The sequence below is a fragment of the uncultured Salegentibacter sp. genome, from assembly GCF_963972535.1.
Taxonomy (GTDB): Bacteria; Bacteroidota; Bacteroidia; order Flavobacteriales; family Flavobacteriaceae; genus Salegentibacter.
On record NZ_CAXAVR010000039.1, the window covers coordinates 1 to 22,072 of the forward strand.

General features: G+C 37.1%; 20 protein-coding genes and 1 pseudogene. 8 read left to right on the top strand and 13 right to left on the bottom strand.

Translation table 11 applies throughout. The features are described 5' to 3' along the window. The 4 genes and pseudogenes from AACZ30_RS06870 to AACZ30_RS06885 form a co-directional block, all read left to right on the top strand. Positions 1-555, top strand: a pseudogene (locus tag AACZ30_RS06870) (glycine dehydrogenase (aminomethyl-transferring)); the annotation flags it as partial. Positions 556-725: 170 nt separating this feature from the next. Further along, complete coding sequence (locus AACZ30_RS06875) at positions 726-1,784, top strand: ketoacyl-ACP synthase III (protein ID WP_208222955.1); 1,059 nt, start codon at positions 726-728, stop codon at positions 1,782-1,784. After that, the gene (locus AACZ30_RS06880; protein ID WP_339648450.1) at positions 1,785-2,306 is read left to right on the top strand and encodes a methyltransferase; all 522 of its coding nucleotides are present in this window, start codon (positions 1,785-1,787) and stop codon (positions 2,304-2,306) included. It abuts the gene before it with no gap. A 38-nt stretch (positions 2,307-2,344) separates the two neighbouring features. Beyond that, entirely contained in the window at positions 2,345-3,193 is an 849-nt protein-coding gene (locus AACZ30_RS06885; RefSeq protein WP_339648451.1) for a glycosyltransferase family 2 protein, read from the top strand. On the opposite strand, the gene pafA is transcribed toward AACZ30_RS06885, so the two are convergent. After that, on the bottom strand, positions 3,185-4,840 hold the full coding sequence (pafA, locus tag AACZ30_RS06890; protein WP_339648467.1) for an alkaline phosphatase PafA: 1,656 nt from the start codon (positions 4,838-4,840) through the stop codon (positions 3,185-3,187). The two genes, AACZ30_RS06885 and pafA, sit on opposite strands and share 9 nt — an antisense overlap. 117 nt (positions 4,841-4,957) lie before the next feature. Here pafA and AACZ30_RS06895 point away from each other — a divergent pair, with 117 nt between their 5' ends. Both AACZ30_RS06895 and AACZ30_RS06900 read left to right on the top strand, forming a co-directional pair. Continuing rightward, positions 4,958-5,695: an ABC transporter permease gene (locus tag AACZ30_RS06895; RefSeq protein ID WP_075324985.1), complete on the top strand. Its 738-nt coding sequence runs from the start codon at positions 4,958-4,960 to the stop codon at positions 5,693-5,695. Continuing rightward, positions 5,695-6,459, top strand: a complete 765-nt coding sequence (locus tag AACZ30_RS06900; RefSeq protein WP_075324986.1) for an ATP-binding cassette domain-containing protein — start codon at positions 5,695-5,697, stop codon at positions 6,457-6,459. The genes AACZ30_RS06895 and AACZ30_RS06900 overlap by 1 nt, the downstream gene beginning before the upstream one ends. Here the strand turns inward: AACZ30_RS06900 and AACZ30_RS06905 are convergent. The 9 genes from AACZ30_RS06905 to porV all read right to left on the bottom strand — a co-directional run bounded on the left by AACZ30_RS06905 (position 6,456) and on the right by porV (position 15,799). Continuing rightward, complete coding sequence (locus AACZ30_RS06905; protein ID WP_339648452.1) at positions 6,456-7,898, bottom strand: DUF389 domain-containing protein; 1,443 nt, start codon at positions 7,896-7,898, stop codon at positions 6,456-6,458. The genes AACZ30_RS06900 and AACZ30_RS06905 overlap by 4 nt on opposite strands. Before the next feature lie 6 nt (positions 7,899-7,904). Then, positions 7,905-8,987, bottom strand: a complete 1,083-nt coding sequence (locus AACZ30_RS06910; protein WP_339648453.1) for a mannose-1-phosphate guanylyltransferase — start codon at positions 8,985-8,987, stop codon at positions 7,905-7,907. 10 nt (positions 8,988-8,997) lie between these two features. Further along, on the bottom strand, positions 8,998-9,597 hold the full coding sequence (locus AACZ30_RS06915; RefSeq protein ID WP_079712918.1) for a SprT-like domain-containing protein: 600 nt from the start codon (positions 9,595-9,597) through the stop codon (positions 8,998-9,000). 3 nt (positions 9,598-9,600) lie between these two features. Next, positions 9,601-10,281, bottom strand: coding sequence for an SDR family oxidoreductase (locus AACZ30_RS06920; RefSeq protein WP_339648455.1), 681 nt, complete (start codon positions 10,279-10,281; stop codon positions 9,601-9,603). Next, entirely contained in the window at positions 10,278-11,261 is a 984-nt protein-coding gene (locus tag AACZ30_RS06925; RefSeq protein WP_339648456.1) for a M20/M25/M40 family metallo-hydrolase, read from the bottom strand. The genes AACZ30_RS06920 and AACZ30_RS06925 overlap by 4 nt, the downstream gene beginning before the upstream one ends. Before the next feature lie 69 nt (positions 11,262-11,330). Beyond that, positions 11,331-12,977, bottom strand: a complete 1,647-nt coding sequence (locus tag AACZ30_RS06930) for a pyruvate dehydrogenase complex dihydrolipoamide acetyltransferase (protein WP_339648458.1) — start codon at positions 12,975-12,977, stop codon at positions 11,331-11,333. A gap of 3 nt (positions 12,978-12,980) precedes the next feature. Next, entirely contained in the window at positions 12,981-13,982 is a 1,002-nt protein-coding gene (gene pdhA / locus AACZ30_RS06935) for a pyruvate dehydrogenase (acetyl-transferring) E1 component subunit alpha (RefSeq protein ID WP_075324993.1), read from the bottom strand. Between the two features lie 107 nt (positions 13,983-14,089). Beyond that, positions 14,090-14,572, bottom strand: coding sequence for a cytidine deaminase (cdd, locus tag AACZ30_RS06940; protein WP_075324994.1), 483 nt, complete (start codon positions 14,570-14,572; stop codon positions 14,090-14,092). Between the two features lie 72 nt (positions 14,573-14,644). Then, on the bottom strand, positions 14,645-15,799 hold the full coding sequence (gene porV / locus AACZ30_RS06945) for a type IX secretion system outer membrane channel protein PorV (RefSeq protein ID WP_093306064.1): 1,155 nt from the start codon (positions 15,797-15,799) through the stop codon (positions 14,645-14,647). Between the two features lie 438 nt (positions 15,800-16,237). Here porV and gldJ point away from each other — a divergent pair, with 438 nt between their 5' ends. Beyond that, on the top strand, positions 16,238-17,923 hold the full coding sequence (gldJ, locus tag AACZ30_RS06950; protein WP_339648460.1) for a gliding motility lipoprotein GldJ: 1,686 nt from the start codon (positions 16,238-16,240) through the stop codon (positions 17,921-17,923). A 114-nt stretch (positions 17,924-18,037) separates the two neighbouring features. After that, positions 18,038-19,336 (top strand): UDP-N-acetylmuramoyl-tripeptide--D-alanyl-D-alanine ligase, encoded by a 1,299-nt coding sequence (gene murF, locus AACZ30_RS06955; RefSeq protein WP_339648461.1) that lies wholly within the window; start codon positions 18,038-18,040, stop codon positions 19,334-19,336. On the opposite strand, the gene AACZ30_RS06960 is transcribed toward murF, so the two are convergent. The 3 genes from AACZ30_RS06960 to AACZ30_RS06970 all read right to left on the bottom strand — a co-directional run. Next, positions 19,326-19,946 carry a DUF4403 family protein gene (locus tag AACZ30_RS06960; RefSeq protein WP_339648463.1) on the bottom strand — a complete coding sequence of 207 codons (621 nt, stop codon included), beginning with the start codon at positions 19,944-19,946 and terminating at the stop codon, positions 19,326-19,328. The two genes, murF and AACZ30_RS06960, sit on opposite strands and share 11 nt — an antisense overlap. 474 nt (positions 19,947-20,420) lie before the next feature. Then, positions 20,421-21,308, bottom strand: a complete 888-nt coding sequence (locus AACZ30_RS06965; protein ID WP_339648465.1) for a bile acid:sodium symporter — start codon at positions 21,306-21,308, stop codon at positions 20,421-20,423. Between the two features lie 113 nt (positions 21,309-21,421). Beyond that, positions 21,422-22,072 (bottom strand): PfkB family carbohydrate kinase (locus AACZ30_RS06970; RefSeq protein WP_339648466.1); only part of this gene is annotated, 651 nt, incomplete at its 5' end.

Genomic DNA, 22,072 nt, shown 5'->3' on the forward strand with positions numbered 1-22,072 from the left:
GGCAGCAAAGGACTTCAAAAAGCTACAGAATATGCAATTCTTAATGCCAATTACGTAAAAGAGCGTTTAAACGAGCATTACAAAACATTATATTCTGGAGAACGTGGCCGCGCAGCTCACGAGATGATCTTAGATTGCCGACCATTTAAAGAGAATGGAATTGAAGTAGTTGATATCGCCAAGCGATTGATAGATTATGGCTTCCACGCTCCTACTGTTTCCTTCCCTGTAGCCGGAACTATGATGATAGAACCTACCGAAAGTGAAAGCAAAGCTGAACTGGATAGATTCTGTGATGCATTAATTTCTATTAGACAAGAAATTGAAGAGTTGAATAGTGAAGAAGATAACGTGCTTAAGAATGCTCCGCATACTATTACTATGCTAACTTCAGATGAATGGAAATTCTCTTACACAAGAGAAAAAGCGGCTTACCCGTTAAATTATGTATCAGAAAATAAATTCTGGCCAAGCGTAAGACGTGTAGACGAAGCATTTGGAGATAGAAATTTAATGTGTACCTGCCCTCCTATTGAGGAGTATATGGAAGCTTAAGATTTAATTAAAATGCCTGAAAATTTTCTACGGAAATTATTCCAGAATTCTTTTCAGGCATTTTCTATTATGTGACTTTCGTCACATTTCAGTTTATTTTTCCATTTTGTTTAAAGCTCATTATATTTGTAATTAGTACATTGGAAGTTTAATCTTAATTTAAAAGTCAGATGAATATTAAAATTACCGGCACAGGTAGTTATATCCCTAAAGTTATAACCGCAAATGCTGACTTTGACAATCATGAATTTTTCAACCTTGATGGAACAGGATTTCCACAAGACAATAAAACAACAATTGCCAAATTTAAAGCCATAACGGGAATTGAAGAACGGCGTTATCTTGAAGAGAATTTAAACACTTCAGATATGGCAGTTATCGCGGCTCAGCAAGCTTTAGAAACTTCTAATACAGATCCCGAAACCTTAGATTATATTATTGTTGCCCATAATTATGGCGATGTTAAACACGAAAGCATTCAGAGTGATACTGTACCAAGTATGGCTACTCGCGTGAAATATCATTTACGAATTAAAAATCCAAAATGTGTTGGCTACGATGTACTTTTTGGCTGCCCGGGTTGGATTGAAGGAATGATACAGGCACAGGCATTTATAAAAGCCGGAATGGCAAAAAAATGTCTTGTTATTGGTGCCGAAGCTCTATCTCGAGTTGTAGATAAACACGACCGTGACTCTATGATTTTTTCTGATGGTGCTGGGGCCGTAGTTTTAGAAGAAACCGAAGAAGAAGGTGGAATCCTCGCTCACGAATCTGGTACTTATGCTTTTAATGAAGCAAATTATATTTACTTCGGAAAATCTAACCGAACGGAAGCACCAGACGATTTGCGATATATTAAAATGAACGGCCGCAAAATCTACGAATTTGCACTGATGCACGTTCCCGGGGCGATGAAAACATGCCTTGAAAATAGCGGAAAAGACATAAAAGATCTTAAAAAGATCTTTATTCACCAGGCTAACGAGAAGATGGACGAAGCGATTATTAAACGCTTTTATAAACTTCATAAACAAGAAGTTCCAGATAAGGTAATGCCTATGACTATTCAGGAGTTAGGTAACAGCAGTGTGGCTACCGTTCCCACGCTTTACGATCTTGTGGTAAAAAATAAAATTGCCGATCAACAACTTGAAAAAGGCGATGTGGTGATGTTCGCCAGCGTTGGTGCTGGGATGAATGTAAACGCGATAGTTTACCAATACTAGATGTACGAAAATAGCTTCCCCAACAAACGATATAAGGAAACTTTAGAGTTTTTAAAAGCAAATGTACCCGCCCCTGAAAAAATTCTTGATTTGGGAGTAAAAAACCCTTTTTCAGAAATTATGGAAAAACATAATTATAAGGTGCAAAATACCGAAGGGGAAGATCTGGACATAAACACTACAGCCGTAGAAACTAACGCTTATAATGTGGTAACCGCATTCGAAATTTTTGAGCACCTGGTTTCTCCTTATAACGTCTTATCAAATATTAAAGCCGATAAACTAGTAGCTACCGTCCCGCTTAAATTGTGGTTTTCCAGCGCTTATCGTAGCAAAACAGATATGCGAGACCGGCATTACCACGAGTTTGAAGACTGGCAATTTGATTGGCTTTTAGAAAAAGCAGGATGGAAAATTATTAGCAGAAAAAAGTGGACCAATCCTGTCAACAAATTGGGAGTTAGACCAATTTTAAGATATTTTACGCCTAGATATTACGCGGTTTATGCCGAAAGGATTTAAGCGAAATTAATCTTTGCAGAACCTTTAAATTTCGCCACTTGAAGACCTATATTATTATTCCGGCATATAATGAAGCTGAATTTATTGGCGAAACGCTTCAGTCCTTAATCGGCCAAAGTCGACCGGCTGATAAAATTGTAGTGGTAGATGACGGCTCTACTGACAATACTTCAGAAATTGTTTCAGAATTTACTAAAAAACATCCTGAAATCTCGCTGATAAAGAATGTTTCAAAAGGCAAACATTTGCCAGGAAGCAAAGTAGTAAACGCTTTTAATTTAGGTTTTAAAACACTTGACGACAATTATGACATTGTATGTAAGTTTGATGCCGATCTAATTTTCCCGAAGAATTATTTAGAGAAAATTAGCCTTCATTTTAAGGAAAACGCCAAAATCGGTATGGTCGGCGGATTCTGTGAAATTAAGAAAAATGGAGAATGGGTCCTGGAAAATCTAACGGGAAAAGATCATATTCGCGGTGCCTTAAAAGCTTATCGCAAAGCCTGTTTCAAAGATATTGACGGCTTAAAACCGGCTATGGGTTGGGACACCGTAGATGAATTACTTGCACAGTATCACGGCTGGGAAATAAAGACCGATGAAAGCCTGAGGGTAAAACATCTTAAACCTACCGGAAAGAATTACAATAAAACTTCAAAATATAAGCAGGGTGAAGCCTTTTACAGCTTAAGATATGGGTTTGTGATCACTTTTATAGCTTCAGCCAAACTCGCCTTTAAAAAGAAAGACTTCAGCTTTTTCCTAAACTGTATCACCGGATTTTTATATGCTAAAAATGAAAAACGACCTTATCTTGTAAATAAAGATGAAGGCCGTTTTATAAAAAATTTACGCTGGAAAAAAATGCAGGAGAAATTATTCTGAAACCTCAGTTTCTTCAGCATCCAGCATCATATATAATGGTTTTCCGGTAGTTCCGTTAGGAAATGAGATTCCTAAAATCGCTGAAACCGTTGGTGCGATATCTACAATTTCTGTTCTTTGGGTTGTGCTGCCTTTTTTCACTCCGCTTCCGTAGAAAATTAAAGGCGCGTGGGTATCGTACATCAATCCGCTACCGTGGGTAGAACCTGTTTCGGAATATACAATAGTTGCAGGATCTAAAACATACACCAAATCTCCACTCCTCTTTTGATTAAATCCGTTTTGAATAGCTGCGCCTGCACCGGTTACAAAACTACCGCTGCTAAGCTGATCCCTGGTATACACTTTATCTATTTGATCCAACTGAAGAATATAATGTGCCAATTTAGCCTGTAACTCTGAAGAGCTTATTTCGGCTTCTTCCATCACTTCATAATTAAAGAAAATCTGGCTGTTATAAACACTTTCTATAAGTTCATCTTCATCAAATTCTTTTAAAACAAAATCTTTAAGTTTATCTTCAAACACATCAGATTCAAAATATCCTGCCGGTATATTTACAGATTCAAGATAAGCGGGCACATCTACTCCACCGTGATCTGCGGTTAAAAAGATCGTATAATTACCTTCGCCAACTTTCGCATTTAATTCTTCTAAAAGTTGTGCTATATTTTTATCAAGTCTAAGATAAGTATCCTGAATCTCTTTAGAATTCACGCCAAAATTATGACCTATCTTATCGGGACTTGAAAAACTTAGCGCAAGGAAATCGGTATCAACATCCTGGCCCAGGTCTTCGGCTTCAATCGCCGCCAATGCAAACTCCAGGGTAATATCATTTCCATAAGCTGAATTTTCAATGATATCAAACCCACCATTTTCTTCACTCAACTCTTCAAGGTCGTATGGAAAAGTAGCATCTTCTTTTCCTCTAAAACCACCTTCAAAATTATTCTTATCACTTCCGCTTTCGTTATAGCTTTCAATATCATGTAAAGTAGTCCACGGTTTCAGGTAAGCTTCTACTTTATCTGAATCATTAAAGTCTTTCACCCATTGCGGTAGTTCTTCCATATAAAATGAACTGGTAATCCACTTCCCTTCATCAGAGCCATGAAACCAATAAGCTGCGTTTGCAGTATGGCCTGCCGGAAGAATGGACCCTCTATCTTTAATAGAAACCCCAATTGTTTTTCCGCGCATTTGAGTATGCAAGCGGTTTTCATCGGCTACCGTAGTGGTTTTCATTCTATGCGGAGACATTTTCCCAGCATCATCTTTAGTTCCCACTGGTTCTACAGAATCGTCTCCTGCACAATAAACCGATTCGTGTATAAATTTATCGTACCAGCCGTTACCAATAATACCGTGATTCATTGGGCTGGTTCCAGTATAAACCGAAGCGTGTCCCGGCCCGGTATAGGTAGGCACATAATTAAAATGATTATTCTTAAAATTATAACCGTCATTTATCAACTTTTTGAAACCGTCTTCACCAAACCTATCCCAAAATCTCGTAAGATAATCGTAGCGCATTTGGTCTACCACAATTCCTACAACCAGTTTAGGTTTTTCTTCTTCATTCTCCTGGGAAAAACCCTGAAATGCCAAAAATGTGGCCAATAATAAAAATGTAAATCGCTTCATCATATTTTGTTTTATAGAAGTAGCCCAAAAATACTAAACTTATTAGGCTAAAGATTAATTCTACGTTAAATACTTTGGAGTAATTTTTTAGTATTTTAGCTTTACAAAAATTGCTTAATGAACTATCTACACTCCATTGGGGAATATTTTTTAATGCTGAAAGGGACTTTTCACAGAATGACCAAAGGTTCGGTTTTAAGAGGTTTAATCCTTAAAGAATTAGATGACCTGATTATTGGCTCCATGGGAATTGTAGCCTTTTTATCCTTTTTTATTGGAGCTGTAGTTGCTCTGCAAACAGCCTTAAATCTAAATAATCCTTTAATTCCCAAAACGCTTATTGCCTACGCGGCCAGGCAATCTATAATCCTGGAATTCGCACCTACCTTTATTTCTATAATTATGGCGGGAAAAGTGGGTTCTTATATTACATCCAGTATAGGTTCTATGAACGTTACCGAACAAATTGATGCGTTGGAAGTAATGGGTATTAATTCTTTAAATTATCTTATTTTCCCAAAGATAATAGCAATGCTCTTTTACCCTTTTGTAATCGCTATTTCCATGTTTTTAGGAGTTTTTGGAGCTTATGCGGCAGCGGTTTTTGGAGGTTTTGTACCACCAGATCAGTTTGTACAGGGACTTCAGGAAGACTTTATTCCTTTTCACCTGGTGTATGCATTTATTAAAACATTCTTATTTGCCTTTATTTTGGCAACAGTTCCCGCTTATCATGGCTATTATATGAAAGGTGGCGCCCTGGAAGTTGGTGAAGCCAGTACCACATCTTTTGTGTGGACCAGTGTAGTTATAATCATCACAAATTACGCAGTAACCCAATTATTACTAAGTTAATGATAGAAGTTGAAAATTTACATAAAGCATTTGATGGCGAGGAAGTTTTAAAAGGGATAGACTTTACTTTCGATAAAAGTAAAACAAACCTTATAATTGGTGAATCTGGATCAGGAAAAAGTGTACTTCTAAAATGTATGCTGGGTTTATTTACACCTGAAAAAGGAGTGATTAAATACGACGGAAAACCTTATACTGAATTTACTGAAGACGAAAAGAAAGACCTTAGCAAGCAAATAGGAATGGTTTTTCAAGGCGGGGCACTCTTTGATTCTATGACGGTTGAAGAAAATGTAATGTTTCCGTTGAGAATGTTTACTAAAAAGAAAAAGAAAGAAAACCTGGAGCGTGTAAGAGAGGTTTTAAAACGTGTAAATTTAGATGGGTCTGAGAAAAAAATGCCTTCAGAAATTAGTGGAGGGATGCAAAAAAGAGTTTCTATTGCCCGGGCCATTGTAAACCGACCAAAATATTTATTCTGTGATGAACCAAACTCTGGGCTGGATCCCAAAACTGCTACGGTAATAGATAATCTTATTCAGGAAATTACTCACGAATATAATATCACTACTATAATTATTACTCACGATATGAATTCGGTTTTAGAAATAGGCGAAAAAATTGCCTTTCTAAAAGATGGGGTTTTAGCCTGGAAAGGTGATAAATCTCAAATATTTAAAACCGATGATGAAACCGTGACCGATTTTGTTTATTCTTCTAACCTTTTTCAAAAGGTAAGAGAAGCACAACAGCAAGGACTTTAATTAACCGATTTTACCTGCAGCGTATCTAGTTTTAAACGCACTTTTAACCACTTTTCAAAACGTTGTTTTTGCTCGGTGATTTGCCGGTTATTTAAATTATTTTTCCAGCCTACCGTAAAAGTGGGAATAGTATCGGTTTTCGCAAAATTAGTAGTAATTAAATTAGAATAGCCTAACTCGTCTATTCCGTCATAATTTATTTTTGCTTCCTGACTTAAATCACTAAATGAAAATCCGTCGCCACGATACCTGGAAATTTCTTTTTCTAAAAGTGCTATTTTTTCATCTTTATCTTCAATTAACTCCTGGTTTTTAATATAAAGATCTTCCAGGATTCCGCTCCTAACCTGAGTAGAAAGCTGATCTATATTACCAGTGGGATCTGCTCCCTGGTGTACTATTAATTCAGTTTCTTTTAAAGCCTCAATATCGTCTATTTGCTGCTGCCAGGTAGAAATTGTAGCCTGCGGCACCCGGTTTCCAATAAGATAAACTTCAATACTTTTTTCATTATAATCGTACGAAGATTTAATAGTTTCAGTACCATCATATCTCATAACAGTAGCTATAAACTCTTTAGCTTTGGTTTCAAATAATTGTTCCTGAAGTAAGAAAACAAACAAAATCACACTGGGAATCATAACAATTACAGCAATAGTAGAAGCTATTTGCGCCGTTCTTCGGCGTTTTTTACTATTTACATATTTTACTAAAGGAAAACCAAGCACTTTAGTTACTACAAAGGTGGAAAGCGCAATAAATACCGCGTTAATTGAGAATAGGTACAAAGCACCACCGGCATAAGACCAGTTACCAATAGCCAACCCATAACCTACGGTGCAAAGTGGCGGCATAAGTGCTGTGGCTATAGCAACCCCTAGAATTACACTTGCAATAGTTCCTTTTTTGGTTTTAGCTACAATTAACGCCAAACCACCAAAGATTGCCACCAGGACGTCCAGAATTGTAGGGTAAGTTCTCGCAATAAGTTCAGGAGTCTCGGTTTTAACGGGAGAAACAAGAAAATAAATATAGGCGGTAAGTACACTTAAGCCAACCATTAAACCAAGGTTGATAAAAGATTTCCTAAGGGTAAGTACATCGTTTATGGCTACAGACATTCCCACGCCCACAATAGGACCCATTAGAGGAGAGATAAGCATCGCCCCAATAACAACCGCCGTACTACTTACATTAAGGCCTACAGAAGCCACAAATATTGAAAATATAAGAATCCAGGCATTGTGACCTTTAAAAGAAATATCTTTTTTTACCGCTTCAACAGTAGATTCCCTATCGGTATCGTGCCGAATTTCAAGAAGTTCTTTTACAAGCGCTTTTATATTTTGCCAAATCCCCTTGGCACTTTTACCCAAATCTTCAGAGTTTTCCTGTGAAGCAAGGTTTTGATTATTTTCAGGTTTCTGATTATTCTCCATATATACTTAACCTAAATCTTCTCCAAATTTCTCTATAGCCTTTTCTCTAATTTCCTTAATATCCTGTATTTTTTCCTTTGGGAAGATTAATAAAACGGCATCATTCTCTACCACCACAAAGTCATTAAGGCCTTCCAAAACTACTGCCTTATTATTCTGAGTTTTAATAATATTTCCAGTGGACTCAAATGGTAAAAGTCGGCCGTTCACAATGGTATTATTATGCTCATCTTGCGGTAATTCATCTTCCAGGGATTTCCAGGTGCCTAAATCGTTCCATTTAAATTTGGCAGGAATCACAAACACGCTATCAGATTTCTCCATAATAGCGTAATCTATAGAAACATTTTGTGCTTTGTGATAATTTTCATCTAAAAACTTCTGCTCTTCATTAGTGTTATAAACATCGCTCCCCGCCTCAAAAAGCCTAAAAGTTTCTGGTTGATGTTCTTTAAAACTTTTTACAATAAATTCGGCGCTCCATATAAAAATACCGGCATTCCAGGCGTAATTTCCTTCTTTGAGAAATGTTTCAGCCTTTTTAAAAGTAGGCTTTTCGGTAAACTTTAAAACCGGTTTAGCGCCATTTCCTTCTTCCTCGTTATACTTAATATAACCATAACCGGTATTGGGAAAAGTAGGCTCAATTCCCAGTGTAATTAATTTATCATCTTCTGCAACAATTTGAAAAGCTTCTTCTATATTTTCCTGAAACTCTAAATCACCCTGAATCCAGTGATCACTGGGCGCAACCAAAATCAGCGCATCTTTATTCTTCTTTTTAATTTTTAAAGCGCCAAGTAAAATACTGGGAGCTGTATTTCTCATCTCTGGCTCCAGAACAATTTGTTCATCTTTAACTCGTGGCAACTGTTCCTTTACAACATCTTTATATTCCTTATGCGTGAGAATAATTATATTCTCAACAGGCATAAGCTTCGCTAAGCGATGAAAAGTAGTTTGAATAAGCGTTGAACCAGCACCTAAAATATCCTGAAATTGTTTAGGGTATTTGGAAGTACTTACCGGCCAGAAACGTGAACCAATCCCGCCGGCCATTAATATTGCGTAGTGATTTGTGTTTTTCATAAAAAAGGAATTAATTTTTTAGCAACTCCACCTCTGCATTGGGCTGAAACAAATAAACTTTACCCGTATCTACTTCCAGACATTCGTAGCGTTTTATTCTTCTTTCCCCTTTTTTAAAAGTTTTCCCGTTATAAATTCGGAAAATTCCTCCAAACGGAATTTCAAAAATATAGTTTTTATCGTTCTCAGGATCAAAACTTTTAAGCGCTACCGATAATTTTGCATCGGTATCGCTACTGGCTTTAGGATTTCTAAAATGTTGCGCAATTACCGGAAGCAATCCTGACGGGAAAATTTCTGGTCTTATAAATGGCAACATTAACTCCCTGAAAGTAAATTTCCATTCCTGCCCGTGTGGTTTTATTTGCCTGCCAAATTTCTCAAAAGCCAGTAAATGGGCAATTTCGTGAACCAAAGTAATTAAAAACCGGTATTTATTTAAATTGGCATTTACCGTAATTTGCTGAGCACCATTGGGCATTCTGCGGTAATCGCCGTGCCTTGTTTTACGTTCATTTACAATTTTTAAATGAACATTATTGGCTTTAATCATTTCAAAAACCGGGGGAACCGCTCGTTCAGGAATATATCTTTCAAGAATTTCTCTCATTGGCTACGGAGTACTGTTAGATACCTGGAGCAATTTACCATTATAATATTTATGCCCTGTGAGGCTAAAATTGGCAATATATTCTGCCATATCTCTAGCTGAAAGTGGAACTTCCAACCCGGGAAATGCTTCTTCTAGCATTTCGGTTTGTACAGCTCCTAATGCTAAAACATTAAAAGATGGTCCGTTTTCTTTATATTCTTCGGCTAAAAGCTCGGTTAAAGTAATTATTGCGGCTTTACTGGAACTATAAGCCGAAAGCCCCGGGAATTTAACACTGCCCTGTACGCCACCCATGGTGCTAATATTTACCACGTGTGAGTCTCTCTTCATAAAGGGCAATAATTTTTGAGTTAAACCAATTACCCCAAAAACATTTGTACTGTATATTTTTTGAAATTCTTCTGCTGAAATTTCTTCAAAAGGTTTATTGATAAGCGCCCCGGCGTTGTTAATAAGAACATCAACTTTTTCCCATTTTGCATCGATAAATGCTGAAACTTTTTCAAGATCTTCCGGCTTTGAAATATCGCAGGAAAAAGTAGTTACGTTGTCCAGGTTTAATTCAGAAACCGGCTTGTCGTTTCGGGAAAGCGCCAGTATTTTATGCCCTTTTTCGGCAAAAAACTTTACCATTTCGTAGCCCATTCCACGGCTGGTTCCTGTTATGACAATATGTTTCATTTTTTAATCAGTATTATTTCTTTCTCGGGTGTATTCGCCATCTTCAAAATTCCCGGAATTACGCTTTCAATCACATTGGTCATATGCGCTACATCAAGCTCTTCTGCTTCATCGGCAACGTGATGATAGTAATCGTAATTAGTAAAATCGAATGTTGAAATTGTTTGCGCAGGGACATTGAATTCTTCAAAAAACGGGTAATTATCGCTTCGTTTAAATAAATTATATTCTTTAGCCTGTGGCAAAAACCCAAGCACTTTTTCACCTGAATATTCATTGAATTTTTCGGCAAAATTAGAGTTTTCGTAACCGGTGAGATAACCAATATAATCTTTATTGTGCATAGGTATACCAATCATTTCAAAATTGAATAAAGTATAAAGATCAAGCTTATCTTTCTTAAGTTGTTGCGCTATTTTTCTTGCTCCTACAAGCCCCATTTCTTCCGCAGAAAATAACACGAACATAATGCTTCGCTTATTATTATCTATTTCGGCAAATTTCTTAGCCAGTTCTACGACTGCAACGGTGCCTGCAGCATTATCGTTAGCTCCATTGGCAATGGAATCTCCTTCTACGGGTTCCTGGATCCCTATATGATCGTAATGTGCACCAAGAATAATAAATTGATCTTTAAGCTTAGGATCGTTTCCTTCCAACATTCCAACCACATTAAATCCTTCAACACCCTTTATTTCAAAATTGTGCCGATATGTGTCGAAATATTTTTGAATCCCATTTTCTTCAAAAATGCTTTCAATTTTTTGCGCGGCCAGTTCAATTCCTTCTGTCCCGGTTTCCCTTCCTTTTAATTCATTTGAAGATAAATAATTCAGTAATTCTTCAACTTCAGCTTGTTGAACATTAGTATTTAAATTTGTTTTTACTTCTTTTGAAGTGGTAGCAGATTGTGAATTTCCGCAGGAAGAAATTAGCAGAATTGCCGCTAACAAAGTGAAACTAAGTGTAATTTTTCTCATACCGTTAAAGATAAAAAAATCCCGCAAAGCTGCGGGATTTTAATAATTAGTTATTTTTAAAAACCAGGATTATGCTAACATAGTTACCGGGTTCTCCATATAAGTTTTAAGCGTTTTTAAGAAAGCAGCACCGGTTGCACCGTCTACTGTTCTATGATCGCAAGCAAGGGTTAATTTCATAGTATTTCCTACTACAATTTCACCATTTTTAACCACCGGTTTTTCAACAATAGTTCCTACCGAAAGAATTGCTGAGTTTGGCTGGTTAATAATACTGGTGAATTCAACTATCCCAAACATTCCCAGGTTAGACACGGTAAAGGTACTACCTTCCATATCTTTTGGTTGTAATTTCTTGTTTCTCGCTTTACCAGCAACGTCTTTTACATTATTCCCAATTTGGGTCATAGACATTTGATCGGCAAATTTTAAAACAGGAACTACAAGACCTTCTTCTACGGCCACTGCAACACCCATATGAATGTGCTTAGCAATTTTCATAGATTCTCCTGTCCATTGGCTATTTACCTGTGGGTGCTTACGAAGCGCCATTGCACTCGCCTTAATAACCATATCGTTAAAAGATACTTTAACATCTGGCATTTCATTAATTTGTTTACGAGAAGCCATTGCATTACTCATATCTACCTCTATAGTTAGATAGTAATGCGGTGCGTTAAACTTAGATTCCCCAAGTCGTTTGGCTATGGTTTTACGCATTTGAGAGTTTTTAATCTCTTCAAAGCTTTCTTCTCCTGCAGGCACATAAGGTTGTGGTGCAGCAGCTGCGTCTCCTTTACTTTCTTCTTTTGCAGCAGCAGGTTTTTCTGAAGGTTTATAATCTTCAATGTCTTTTTTCACAATACGGCCATTGCCGCCGCTTCCCTTAACATTTGAAAGATCTATACCTTTATCTTCTGCCATTTTTTTGGCAAGCGGAGAAGCAAAAATTCTTCCACCGTCTTTTGTAGAATCTGAAGATTTCTTTTCTGAAGATTTGCTTTCTTCTTTTTCTTCAGATTTATCTTCTTTCTTCTCTGATTTTTCTGAAGATTTCTTTTTAGACTTTCCGTCTACTGAAACGTTAGAAACATCTGTTCCTTCTGGTCCTATAATAGCAAGAAGACTGTCTACTTTTGCTGTTTCGCCTTCTTCAAGACCTATTTTAAGCAAAGTCCCTTCGTAAAAAGATTCGAATTCCATCGTGGCCTTATCAGTTTCGATCTCGGCCAGGATATCTCCTTCTTCTACTTTATCACCTTCTTTTTTCAACCACGAAGCCACGGTACCTTCTTCCATGGTATCGCTTAAACGAGGCATAGTAATGATCTCTACGCCTTCAGGAATTCCTCCATCGTCGCTATCACCATCACTTTCAGCTTCATCTTCGCCCTCGTCTTCATTAGAATCCGAAGTATCTTCTTCTTTATCTTTATCGGCATCTCCGCCGCCTTTCAGTAATTCTGAAATATCTTCGCCTTCCTCTCCAATAATAGCAAGCAAAGTATCTACGGGAGCGGTTTCGCCCTCTTCAATACCTATGTGAAGTAAAGTTCCTTCATAGAAAGACTCAAACTCCATTGTAGCTTTATCGGTTTCAATTTCAGCAAGGATATCACCTTCTTCAACTTTATCACCTTTTTGCTTTAACCACTTCGCAACAACACCTTCTTCCATGGTGTCGCTCAAACGCGGCATGTTTATTACTTCTGCCATAATTTACTGAGGTTTATGTGCTAAAAACGGATAATCTTTCTGTTCGTAAACAACATCATACATCACGTTCTTTTCTGGGAAATCTGACTCTTCAGCAAATTTCTCACATTCAGATACTTTATCTTTAACGCGTTTGTTGATTTTCTTTATTTCATCTTCAGAAGCATACTTTTTATCCTTAATTATATTCAACACCGTAGTGATTGGATCTAATTCCTGATATTCTGCAACTTCCTCTTTTGTTCTATATTTTTGAGCATCACTCATAGAGTGACCACGGTAACGGTAAGTTTTCATTTCTAAAAATGTTGGTCCGTCACCTTTTCTGGCTCTTTTTATTGCTTCGTCTAAAGCTTCTGCAACCTTAACAGGATCCATAGCATCTACAGGTCCACAAGGCATTTCGTAACCATTACCAAGTTTCCAGATATCTGTTCCCTTAGAAGTTCTGGCTACAGAAGTTCCCATGGCATACCCGTTATTCTCTACACAAAATACAACCGGTAAATTCCATTTTACGGCCATATTTAAAGTTTCATGAAGAGACCCCTGTCTTGCAGCACCATCTCCTAAAAAGGTAAGAGTTACTGCATCACGCTTAAAGTATTTATCTGCAAATGCAAGACCGGCACCAAGTGGAATTTGACCTCCAACAATACCGTGACCTCCATAAAAGTTATGTTCTTTAGAGAAAATATGCATAGAACCACCAAGACCTTGAGAAGTTCCTGTAGCTTTCCCGTAAAGTTCCGCCATTACTCGTTTAGGATCTACTCCCAAACCAATTGGCTGCACGTGGTTACGATAAGCGGTAATCATTTTATCCTTTTCCAGGTCCATTACATGAAGGGCACCAGCCAGGATAGCTTCCTGCCCATTATACAAATGCAAAAAACCTCTTACTTTCTGCTGAATGTAAACCTGCGCAAGTTTATCTTCAAATTTACGCCAAAACAGCATATCCTCGTACCACTTTAAATACGTGGCTTTTGTTACTTTCTTCATTTAACTTATTAATTTTAGGCCAGACAGATGGGTTTGCCAAGCGGATAACAAAAATACTATTTTCAATAAGAATGGAAAACAGTTTTTAAGCAAAAATAACGAAAACGTTATAAGACCGAATTCTCAAAGATTAAAGGTAGTAAATCTTTTATAGAATTTGCTTTCATCACCTTACCGGTCTCACCCATAAAATAGACCGCAATATCGGTTTCCTGTTTAACTTCATATTCTACCAGCGCCTGCCTGCAAGCCCCGCAAGGTGGCACAGGAGCTTCTACCAAGTGCTTCATAGATTTAGCTGAAATGGCAATGTTTTGAATTTGAGCTTTGGGAAAAGCGGCACCTGAGTAGTAAATTGCGGTACGTTCGGCACATAAACCTGAAGGATACGAAGCATTTTCCTGGTTGCTTCCGGTAACAACTTCATTATTATTTAATGCTATAGCAGCGCCTACCTTAAATTGCGAATAAGGCGCATAGGCTTTATCCCGGGCTTCTACGGCGGTTTTCATCAAACTCTGAATGGCCTGCGGAAGTTCTTCAACAGAATCATAGACCTCAAAGTTTGAGGTAACTTTTAATGGCTTCATATAAAAATTATTGGAAGGGAAAGATAATAGAAACCTGCTAAGCTGCAAATATTAAATTAACTGAAATATAATTTAATAAACAGGGAATTGGCCTCCAAAATTAAAAGTTAAACCAAAACGAAGGGTTCCCTCCAACGGACTTGGTACCGGCGAGGTAGAGAATAAATAAGAAATATCTATGTTTACCTGCTCATATTTAAAACCTGCGCCAAAAGAAGCAAATCTCCTGGAACCTTTGGTAAGACTTTCACTAAAATACCCGGCTCTAAATGCAAAAGCCTCGCGATACATATATTCGGCGCCAAGCGCCCAGGTTACTTCACGAAGTTCCTCTCCAAAACCACCCGGCGCATCTCCCCAGGAAGTGAAAATTCCTTCTATAGCACCAATATCATTATATTCGGCATCATCTTCAGCATCAATTTCTCCATCATCATTAAAATCTCTTGGCGTTGGTACTAAAAGTTTATTGAATTCAACATAAGCACCTAAACGATTTTCTATATCAAAAATAAAGTCGAAACCAGTTCCTACTTTAAAATTTGTTGGGATAAAATTTTCCTGCCCTGCATCTTCATATTTCATCTTAGGGCCAATATTAGAAATATTTGCGCCAGCTTTCCAAACTCCGTTAAAATTTGAAAAAACCATTTGATTACTCTGGTAGTATGCTGCCACATCTACCCCAAAGCTATTGGCCGCACCTAAATCTTCTTCGTCCTGCAAGCCAAGATCTGAATGCAAGTAACGCCCGGCTACTGCCATAGAAATATTATCACTTAGGCGCAAAGAATAAGAAACATCAAAGGTAAGTTCATTTGGATTAACCACTAAAGGAGCCTGTTCAAAACTTGCCCTACGTTCTATACTACCCAGGCTAAAATATCTTAAGCTTGAAGCAACGGCACTCCTTTCATTAATTCTATGGTAATAACTAATATTCCCAAGAAAGATATCACTAACAATATCACTTAAGTATGGTGTATAAGAAACCCCTATCCCGTGTTCACTGGTAGCGAAAGCATATTTCGCTGGGTTCCATTGCTGGGAAAAAACATCAGCCGATGTTGCTACTCCCTGGTCTCCCATTCCAGCTGCCCGTGCATCAGCAGCTACTAGTAAAAAAGGGACTGCGGTTGTTATAACTCTATCCCTTTCTTCTTGGGCTGTCATTTTAAATTGAGAGCTTAAAATTAACCCGAGCAATAAGATTGTAATTTTTTTCATCATATTAATTAATGATTAACAAATATATACTAATAATCTTGTTAAGAAAAGACCTTAAGTTTAAATAATTCTAAAGGCAGATTAAAACAAGGCCAGAAGTTTATCTGGAATAATAAAACTTATAAAAGTAAATAGAGTAGGTCTATCACAACTTTAAAATAGGTGTAATATTGTACGTTTTGAATTTTAGCTACTTTTTTAAGTACAGTAACCTTCAGTTAAATAAAAAACAATTAATTTTGCTGCTTCCTGCTTTACCGGGAGCAAAAATTAACGGTACACAGGAAATCAAAAAGAGCTTTGTCTAGCCTAAGTGCTAAGGACATCAGGGTTTTAAAGAAAACCAAAGCCTTTGAGAGAACATAAAATAAACTTGTACTTTTAGCGTTAATTACTATATTGCAAAGCCTAATATTTCTACCAAAAGAGATGATGAATATGAGAATCAATATTGCTTTTAGAGCCTTTTTAACCCTCGTTCTTGGCGTTGGTTTACTAAGCTGTAATAATTCCCGGGACTATGAAGACAACTCCAGAGCTACTGGATGGGACATTAATTCAGATGAAGGCGGATTTCAATATAACACAGATTATAAGGAACAGGAAGCCGGCCCGGGGCTGGTTTTTGTTGAAGGAGGAACCTTTACTATGGGGCAGGTGCAGGACGATGTTATGCACGATTGGAACAATACTCCTACCCAGCAACATGTACAGTCCTTCTATATGGATGAGACAGAGGTTACCAATATGATGTATATGGAATACCTGGACTGGTTGAAAAAAGTTTTCCCTCCTACCCAGGAAAATTTCAGAAATATTTATAATGGTGCAGTACCAGATACCCTTGTTTGGAGAAATAGATTAGGATTCAACGAAACAATGGTAAACAACTATTTACGTCATCCTGCTTATGGAAATTATCCTGTAGTTGGAGTAAGTTGGGTACAAGCTGTTGAATTTAGTAAATGGAGAACCGATAGGGTAAACGAATTATTACTGGAGGAAGCCGGCTACACTAAAGAAGGAGCCCGTTATACCGATGTTCAAGCCGGTACTACATTTAATACCGAAACCTACTTAAACGCACCAAGCCAGGCATACGGTGGAAATACCGAAATAAGCCAGGGAGGAGACGCATCTCAGGACATGATAGATAATCAAAATACTGATGCAGAAGGAAATGCTCTTGGTGAGCAAACTTATGTACAACGTAAAGACGGAATTCTACTTCCCGAGTATCGATTACCAACTGAAGTTGAGTGGGAATATGCCGCCTCTGCTTTAGTAGGAATTAGAGATTATAATGTTTACAGAGGAAGAAAAAAATATCCGTGGGATGGTCAATATACTCGTTCTGGTGATGTAAAAAGACAGGGAGACCAATTAGCTAACTTTAAGCAAGGTGCCGGAGATTACGGAGGAATTGCAGGTTGGAGTGATGATGGCGCCGATATTACCGCTGAAGTAAAATCTTACGAGCCTAACGATTTTGGTCTTTATGATATGGCCGGTAACGTAGCCGAATGGGTTGCCGATGTATACCGACCAATAGTTGATGATGAATTTAACGATTTCAACTACTATAGAGGGAATGTTTATACAAAACACGCTATTAACGAAGACGGTTCTGTAAAAGTAGTTGGTGTAGAAGAAATTGAATTTGATACTCTCGCTACCGGTAGACTGGTTGCCAGATCTTACCCGGGAGACATTGCTCAAATACCAGTTACCGAAGAAGATACTTATATGCGCACCAACTATACCGATAGTGATCAGCGTAATTTTAGAGATGGTGATAAAAGCTCTAGCCGTTATTATCAGTCATTTCAGCAAGCAGACGAAGAATCTGAACGTATGTATAACTCCCCAACTTATAATGTAGCAAATACTACAGATACTACGGGAACAAGACGTGGATATGACACTGCAGACAGGACTACTCTTATTAGTGACGAAGTTAGAGTTTACAAAGGGGGTTCATGGAGAGATCGTGCTTACTGGCTAGACCCAGCACAACGTAGATATTTCCCACAAGATATGGCGACCGACTATATTGGATTTAGAAATGCAATGTCCAGAGTTGGTTCAAAATCTTTGGATGACAATAAAAAAGCAAGAAATTAGAAATTCTAATCTTCTAAAAATTATGATAAAAGCCCTATTTGTTTAGGGCTTTTTTTATAGCTTTAATTTTGAAGCCCTGAAATAACTTAATTTCAGACTTAGAAAACGCTAAATATGAAAACAGCATTAATTCATCAAAGATTCCTGGTAAGCACAGGAATTTCTACCGATACCCGAAATATTGAACCCGGAAGCATTTTCTTCGCTTTAAAAGGAGCAAATTTTAACGGCAACGAATTTGCAGCACAGGCAATTGCTAAAGGAGCTATTTGCGCCATTGTAGATAATAAGGAAGCCGCGCTAAATGATAAAGAGTACATAGTTGTAAAAAACACCCTGGAGGCGCTTCAAAACCTCGCTAAATTTCACCGAAAATTTTTAAGTATTCCAATTATAGGTATTACAGGAAGTAACGGAAAAACTACCACCAAGGAACTTCTATACAATGTACTTTCAAAAAAATATGCTGTTACCGCAACCCAGGGGAATTTAAATAATCATATTGGAGTGCCACTTAGCCTACTGGCAATGGATGAAGAAACGGAGATTGGATTAATAGAAATGGGAGCTAACCATCCCGGCGAAATAGAATTTCTCTCTAATATTGCGATGCCAGATTATGGACTTATCACCAACTTTGGAAAAGCACATCTTGAAGGTTTTGGAAGCTTAGCTGGTGTGATACAGGCAAAAACCGAATTATACAGACACCTAAAAGATAACAAGAAATTGATATTTTTAAACCTTGACGATGAAGTGCAAAGGTTAGAAATAAATTATAAACATACTTTTAGCTTCGGAAATAATAGAAAAGCCCAGGTAAAGGTAGATTATCCCGATTCCTCTGATTCTGCTGAGTTAATCTTTAACGATACTAAGTTTAAAAGTCAATTAAGCGGAAGTTACAATGCAAAGAATATGGCGGCTGCGCTCTGTGTTGGTCTATATTTTAAAGTTCCCTTTAACGAGATAAAAGAGGCAATAGAAAGTTATGTTCCTTCCAACAACCGTTCGCAATTAATAGAACGAAATTCAAATAAGATCTATTTAGATGCTTACAATGCTAATCCTACCAGTATGATGGCAGCATTACAGCACTTTAATCATTCAAAAACCAATACTACTAAAATTGTGGTTTTGGGTGATATGGGAGAACTTGGTGCGGCTTCAGAAACCGAACACCAGGTTGTGGTAAATTATCTTGAAAATGCTGATATTTCTGAAATTTACCTTGTAGGTAAACAGTTCAAAAAAACGACTACCAACAGGCCAAATATTATAAAATTTGAGAATACCGAAAATATTAAAAAACACCTACAACTGGCCGAATTAAAGAATTGCAGCATCTTAATAAAAGGATCCAGATCTATGAAGCTAGAAGAAATTCTTGAAGTTTTTGAACCTAAAGCTTAATCTCTTTTACGTTCACAAAACCATAGGCACTAATTTCCAAAAGGATTAATAACAAGCTATCTCCAGGGATTATTTCGGCAACTTTTAGCGTGTTTACATTTCCTGAGAGGAATACTCCCGGGGCAGCTTCCATTTCGTCTCCCAGCTTTCTATTTGCTTTTCCCAGATGTTCATTAATATGTGGCTTGAGATCCAGTTTCATTTTATTTTTAATCTTTTTGTAAATTAAAGTATTGGCCAGGGTTTCAAGAGAATTATCCATAAGCCAACTTTTACTTTGGCCTTCCAGTTCGTACTCTTCTACATCTACCACCTGCTCTACTTCATCAAATCCCAGTCTTAAATGGACTAACAAAGTAACCTCTTTATTTTTAAAAAGTGTGGTGAGTGTTTTCAGTCTTAAAGTGAGAGTAAGATCAAAATTGGGCTCCTGACTTTTACCTAGATTGGCGCCTAATACCTCGGCATAATTTTTTACCGTGCCTTTAGAATCTTCCATTCCTATTTGCTCTCCCACTAATTTTTCCTGAAGTACATCTTCTAAAACCCGGTAGCTAATTTTTACCGGCAAATTGAGTTTAATATTATCTTCATCAAAAAGCTTATCCATGAGTAAATTTTCAGTTTAGTTAGTATGGTCTTACCATAGATACAACATAAGTTTTTTCTGCTGAAATATTCTGAAAACGCAGTTAAATTTAAATACAGGAAAGATCTTTCAACTAAAAATAGTACACCGCGGAGTATTTAAAACTTGATTAAGAAGTAAGAGAAAACGAAGAAATAAAAAACTATATTCCGTATAAAATTCCTTCAAATTCTATTTTAGTTTTCATTCAACTTAAGGGAATTAAATGAAATCGAAATATTTACTTCAGAAAAAATAAATTTTTATACTTCTCACTTTCAGAAGGTTAACCTGGAATTACGGAAATCCGTAAAATACTAAGTAACAAAAGCTCTAAATTTGGGACACATAAGTACAAATAGATCTGTATTTTAATTTGGCAATTAAAACATGTCGGCTGCAAAAGCATAAAACTGAGTAGGGTCTGTTTGAGCTTTATGTGGCCGGCATTTTTATTTAAACTTTCTCAATGTTCTCTTTCCCAAAGTAATGTTTAAGAATCCATCCTCCAAGGAAAGTTGTAATTAGCGAAAAACTACCATATAAAATAGCCACCAGGCTAATATCCTGATCCTTTAATAACTGATTGGCTATAAATAACGCCAATACACTATTTTGCAAGCCCATTTCTACCGCAATTGTGTAAGCAGCGCTATGTTTCAGTTTCATACGCCTGGCTGCAAAATAACCAGCTATAATTGTAGCGAAATTCAAAATAATTAGGGGAATTAGAAGGTTTAAATGTTTTAGATATTCTACCCCTCTTTGATTTTCGTCAAAGAAAATAACCACAATAAAAGCGAGTAGCATTATACCCGGTAAAATATAACGTAAAGCCTTATGAAAACTTTCTCCAAACTTATGCCCGTATAATTCGTTTATTAAAATCCCGCTCATTACAGGTAAAACTACAGTTAAGACCACGTCTCCCATGGTTTGCCCAAAACTCAGTTGTACTTTGGCTCCATTATTTCCAAACACCGCATAACTCAACTCAATTACCAGCGGAATACTAAACAATATAATCAAACTATTAAAAGCCGTAAGTGAAACCGAAAGTGCCACTTTTCCTTTTAGCATTTTCGTCACAAGATTTGAAGCGGTACCACCGGGACAGCCGGCGAGCAACATAATTCCAATTTTATAAATAGGATCTATGGGCCAGAAAAAAATTAATAGAAAAGCAATAAGCGGCAATAAAAATATTTGGGAAACAAGGCCGGTAATAATAGCTCTGGGATGAGCAAAAACCCTCCTAAAATCTTTTAAACATAATTCCAAACCTATCCCAAACATAATTAGGGCGATAGAAAGGGGCATAAAAATATCGGCAAATTGCTGCATATTCTTTTAAAAAGAAACTCAAGATAGTATTTTTTTTAAAAGGCAGGAACCGTTAAGAATTTTGAAATTAATTTTTGGCCATCTCTTTGATTAAAAATCAAATACAACAGTTTTTAAGGAAACATAAATTTTTTAATAATATCCCTGGAAATTTCAGGATTCGCACCTTCCTTCCCAGCTACTAGAGCACCTACAGCACAGGCAAAATCCAGGGTACTTTGCGGCTCTTCTTCTTTCAACAAGCCAGCGATTAAACTGGCAAGAAATGAATCTCCCGCGCCTACCGTGTCTTTTACCTTAACCTTAAAACCACTATTATAATAGCGCACCCCATCTTTTAGCAAAACAGCACCGTGTCTACCTTTAGTTACACAAATAGTTTTGGTATTGGTTTTTTCAAAAATAAAATGCAGGTTTTGTTCTATAGAATTATAAGGTGACCCAATCATTTCAGCAATTTCAAATAATTCGTCATCATTAAATTTTATAAAATCTGCCTGCTCCATTAGTTTTTCCAAAACCTCCTTTTCATAATACGGCGGACGCAGGTTAATATCAAATATCCTGTACTTTGCTTCCGGCAAAAGTTCGTAAAGTGTTTTACGACTAACCTCATCGCGGCAAATTAAACTTCCGAAGATAAAAGCATCAGCATTGTGCACCGAATTTTTTATCGCTTCTGAAATTTCAATTTTATCCCAGGCCACAGGATGTGCAATCTCGTAAGTAGCCGAACCGCTTTCTGAAAGTTTTACGTTTACAAC

Coding starts and splice junctions, on each gene's coding strand:
- AACZ30_RS06895 (WP_075324985.1), top strand. CDS start 4,958: ATGAACTATCTACACTCCATTGGGGAATATTTTTTAATGCTGAAAGGG.
- AACZ30_RS06905 (WP_339648452.1), bottom strand. CDS start 7,898: ATGGAGAATAATCAGAAACCTGAAAATAATCAAAACCTTGCTTCACAG.
- pafA (WP_339648467.1), bottom strand. CDS start 4,840: ATGAAGCGATTTACATTTTTATTATTGGCCACATTTTTGGCATTTCAG.
- AACZ30_RS06965 (WP_339648465.1), bottom strand. CDS start 21,308: ATGCAGCAATTTGCCGATATTTTTATGCCCCTTTCTATCGCCCTAATT.
- AACZ30_RS06900 (WP_075324986.1), top strand. CDS start 5,695: ATGATAGAAGTTGAAAATTTACATAAAGCATTTGATGGCGAGGAAGTT.
- AACZ30_RS06960 (WP_339648463.1), bottom strand. CDS start 19,946: ATGGATAAGCTTTTTGATGAAGATAATATTAAACTCAATTTGCCGGTA.
- AACZ30_RS06910 (WP_339648453.1), bottom strand. CDS start 8,987: ATGAAAAACACAAATCACTACGCAATATTAATGGCCGGCGGGATTGGT.
- pdhA (WP_075324993.1), bottom strand. CDS start 13,982: ATGAAGAAAGTAACAAAAGCCACGTATTTAAAGTGGTACGAGGATATG.
- cdd (WP_075324994.1), bottom strand. CDS start 14,572: ATGAAGCCATTAAAAGTTACCTCAAACTTTGAGGTCTATGATTCTGTT.
- murF (WP_339648461.1), top strand. CDS start 18,038: ATGAAAACAGCATTAATTCATCAAAGATTCCTGGTAAGCACAGGAATT.
- gldJ (WP_339648460.1), top strand. CDS start 16,238: ATGAGAATCAATATTGCTTTTAGAGCCTTTTTAACCCTCGTTCTTGGC.
- AACZ30_RS06930 (WP_339648458.1), bottom strand. CDS start 12,977: ATGGCAGAAGTAATAAACATGCCGCGTTTGAGCGACACCATGGAAGAA.
- AACZ30_RS06915 (WP_079712918.1), bottom strand. CDS start 9,597: ATGAGAGAAATTCTTGAAAGATATATTCCTGAACGAGCGGTTCCCCCG.
- AACZ30_RS06920 (WP_339648455.1), bottom strand. CDS start 10,281: ATGAAACATATTGTCATAACAGGAACCAGCCGTGGAATGGGCTACGAA.
- AACZ30_RS06875 (WP_208222955.1), top strand. CDS start 726: ATGAATATTAAAATTACCGGCACAGGTAGTTATATCCCTAAAGTTATA.
- AACZ30_RS06925 (WP_339648456.1), bottom strand. CDS start 11,261: ATGAGAAAAATTACACTTAGTTTCACTTTGTTAGCGGCAATTCTGCTA.
- porV (WP_093306064.1), bottom strand. CDS start 15,799: ATGAAAAAAATTACAATCTTATTGCTCGGGTTAATTTTAAGCTCTCAA.
- AACZ30_RS06880 (WP_339648450.1), top strand. CDS start 1,785: ATGTACGAAAATAGCTTCCCCAACAAACGATATAAGGAAACTTTAGAG.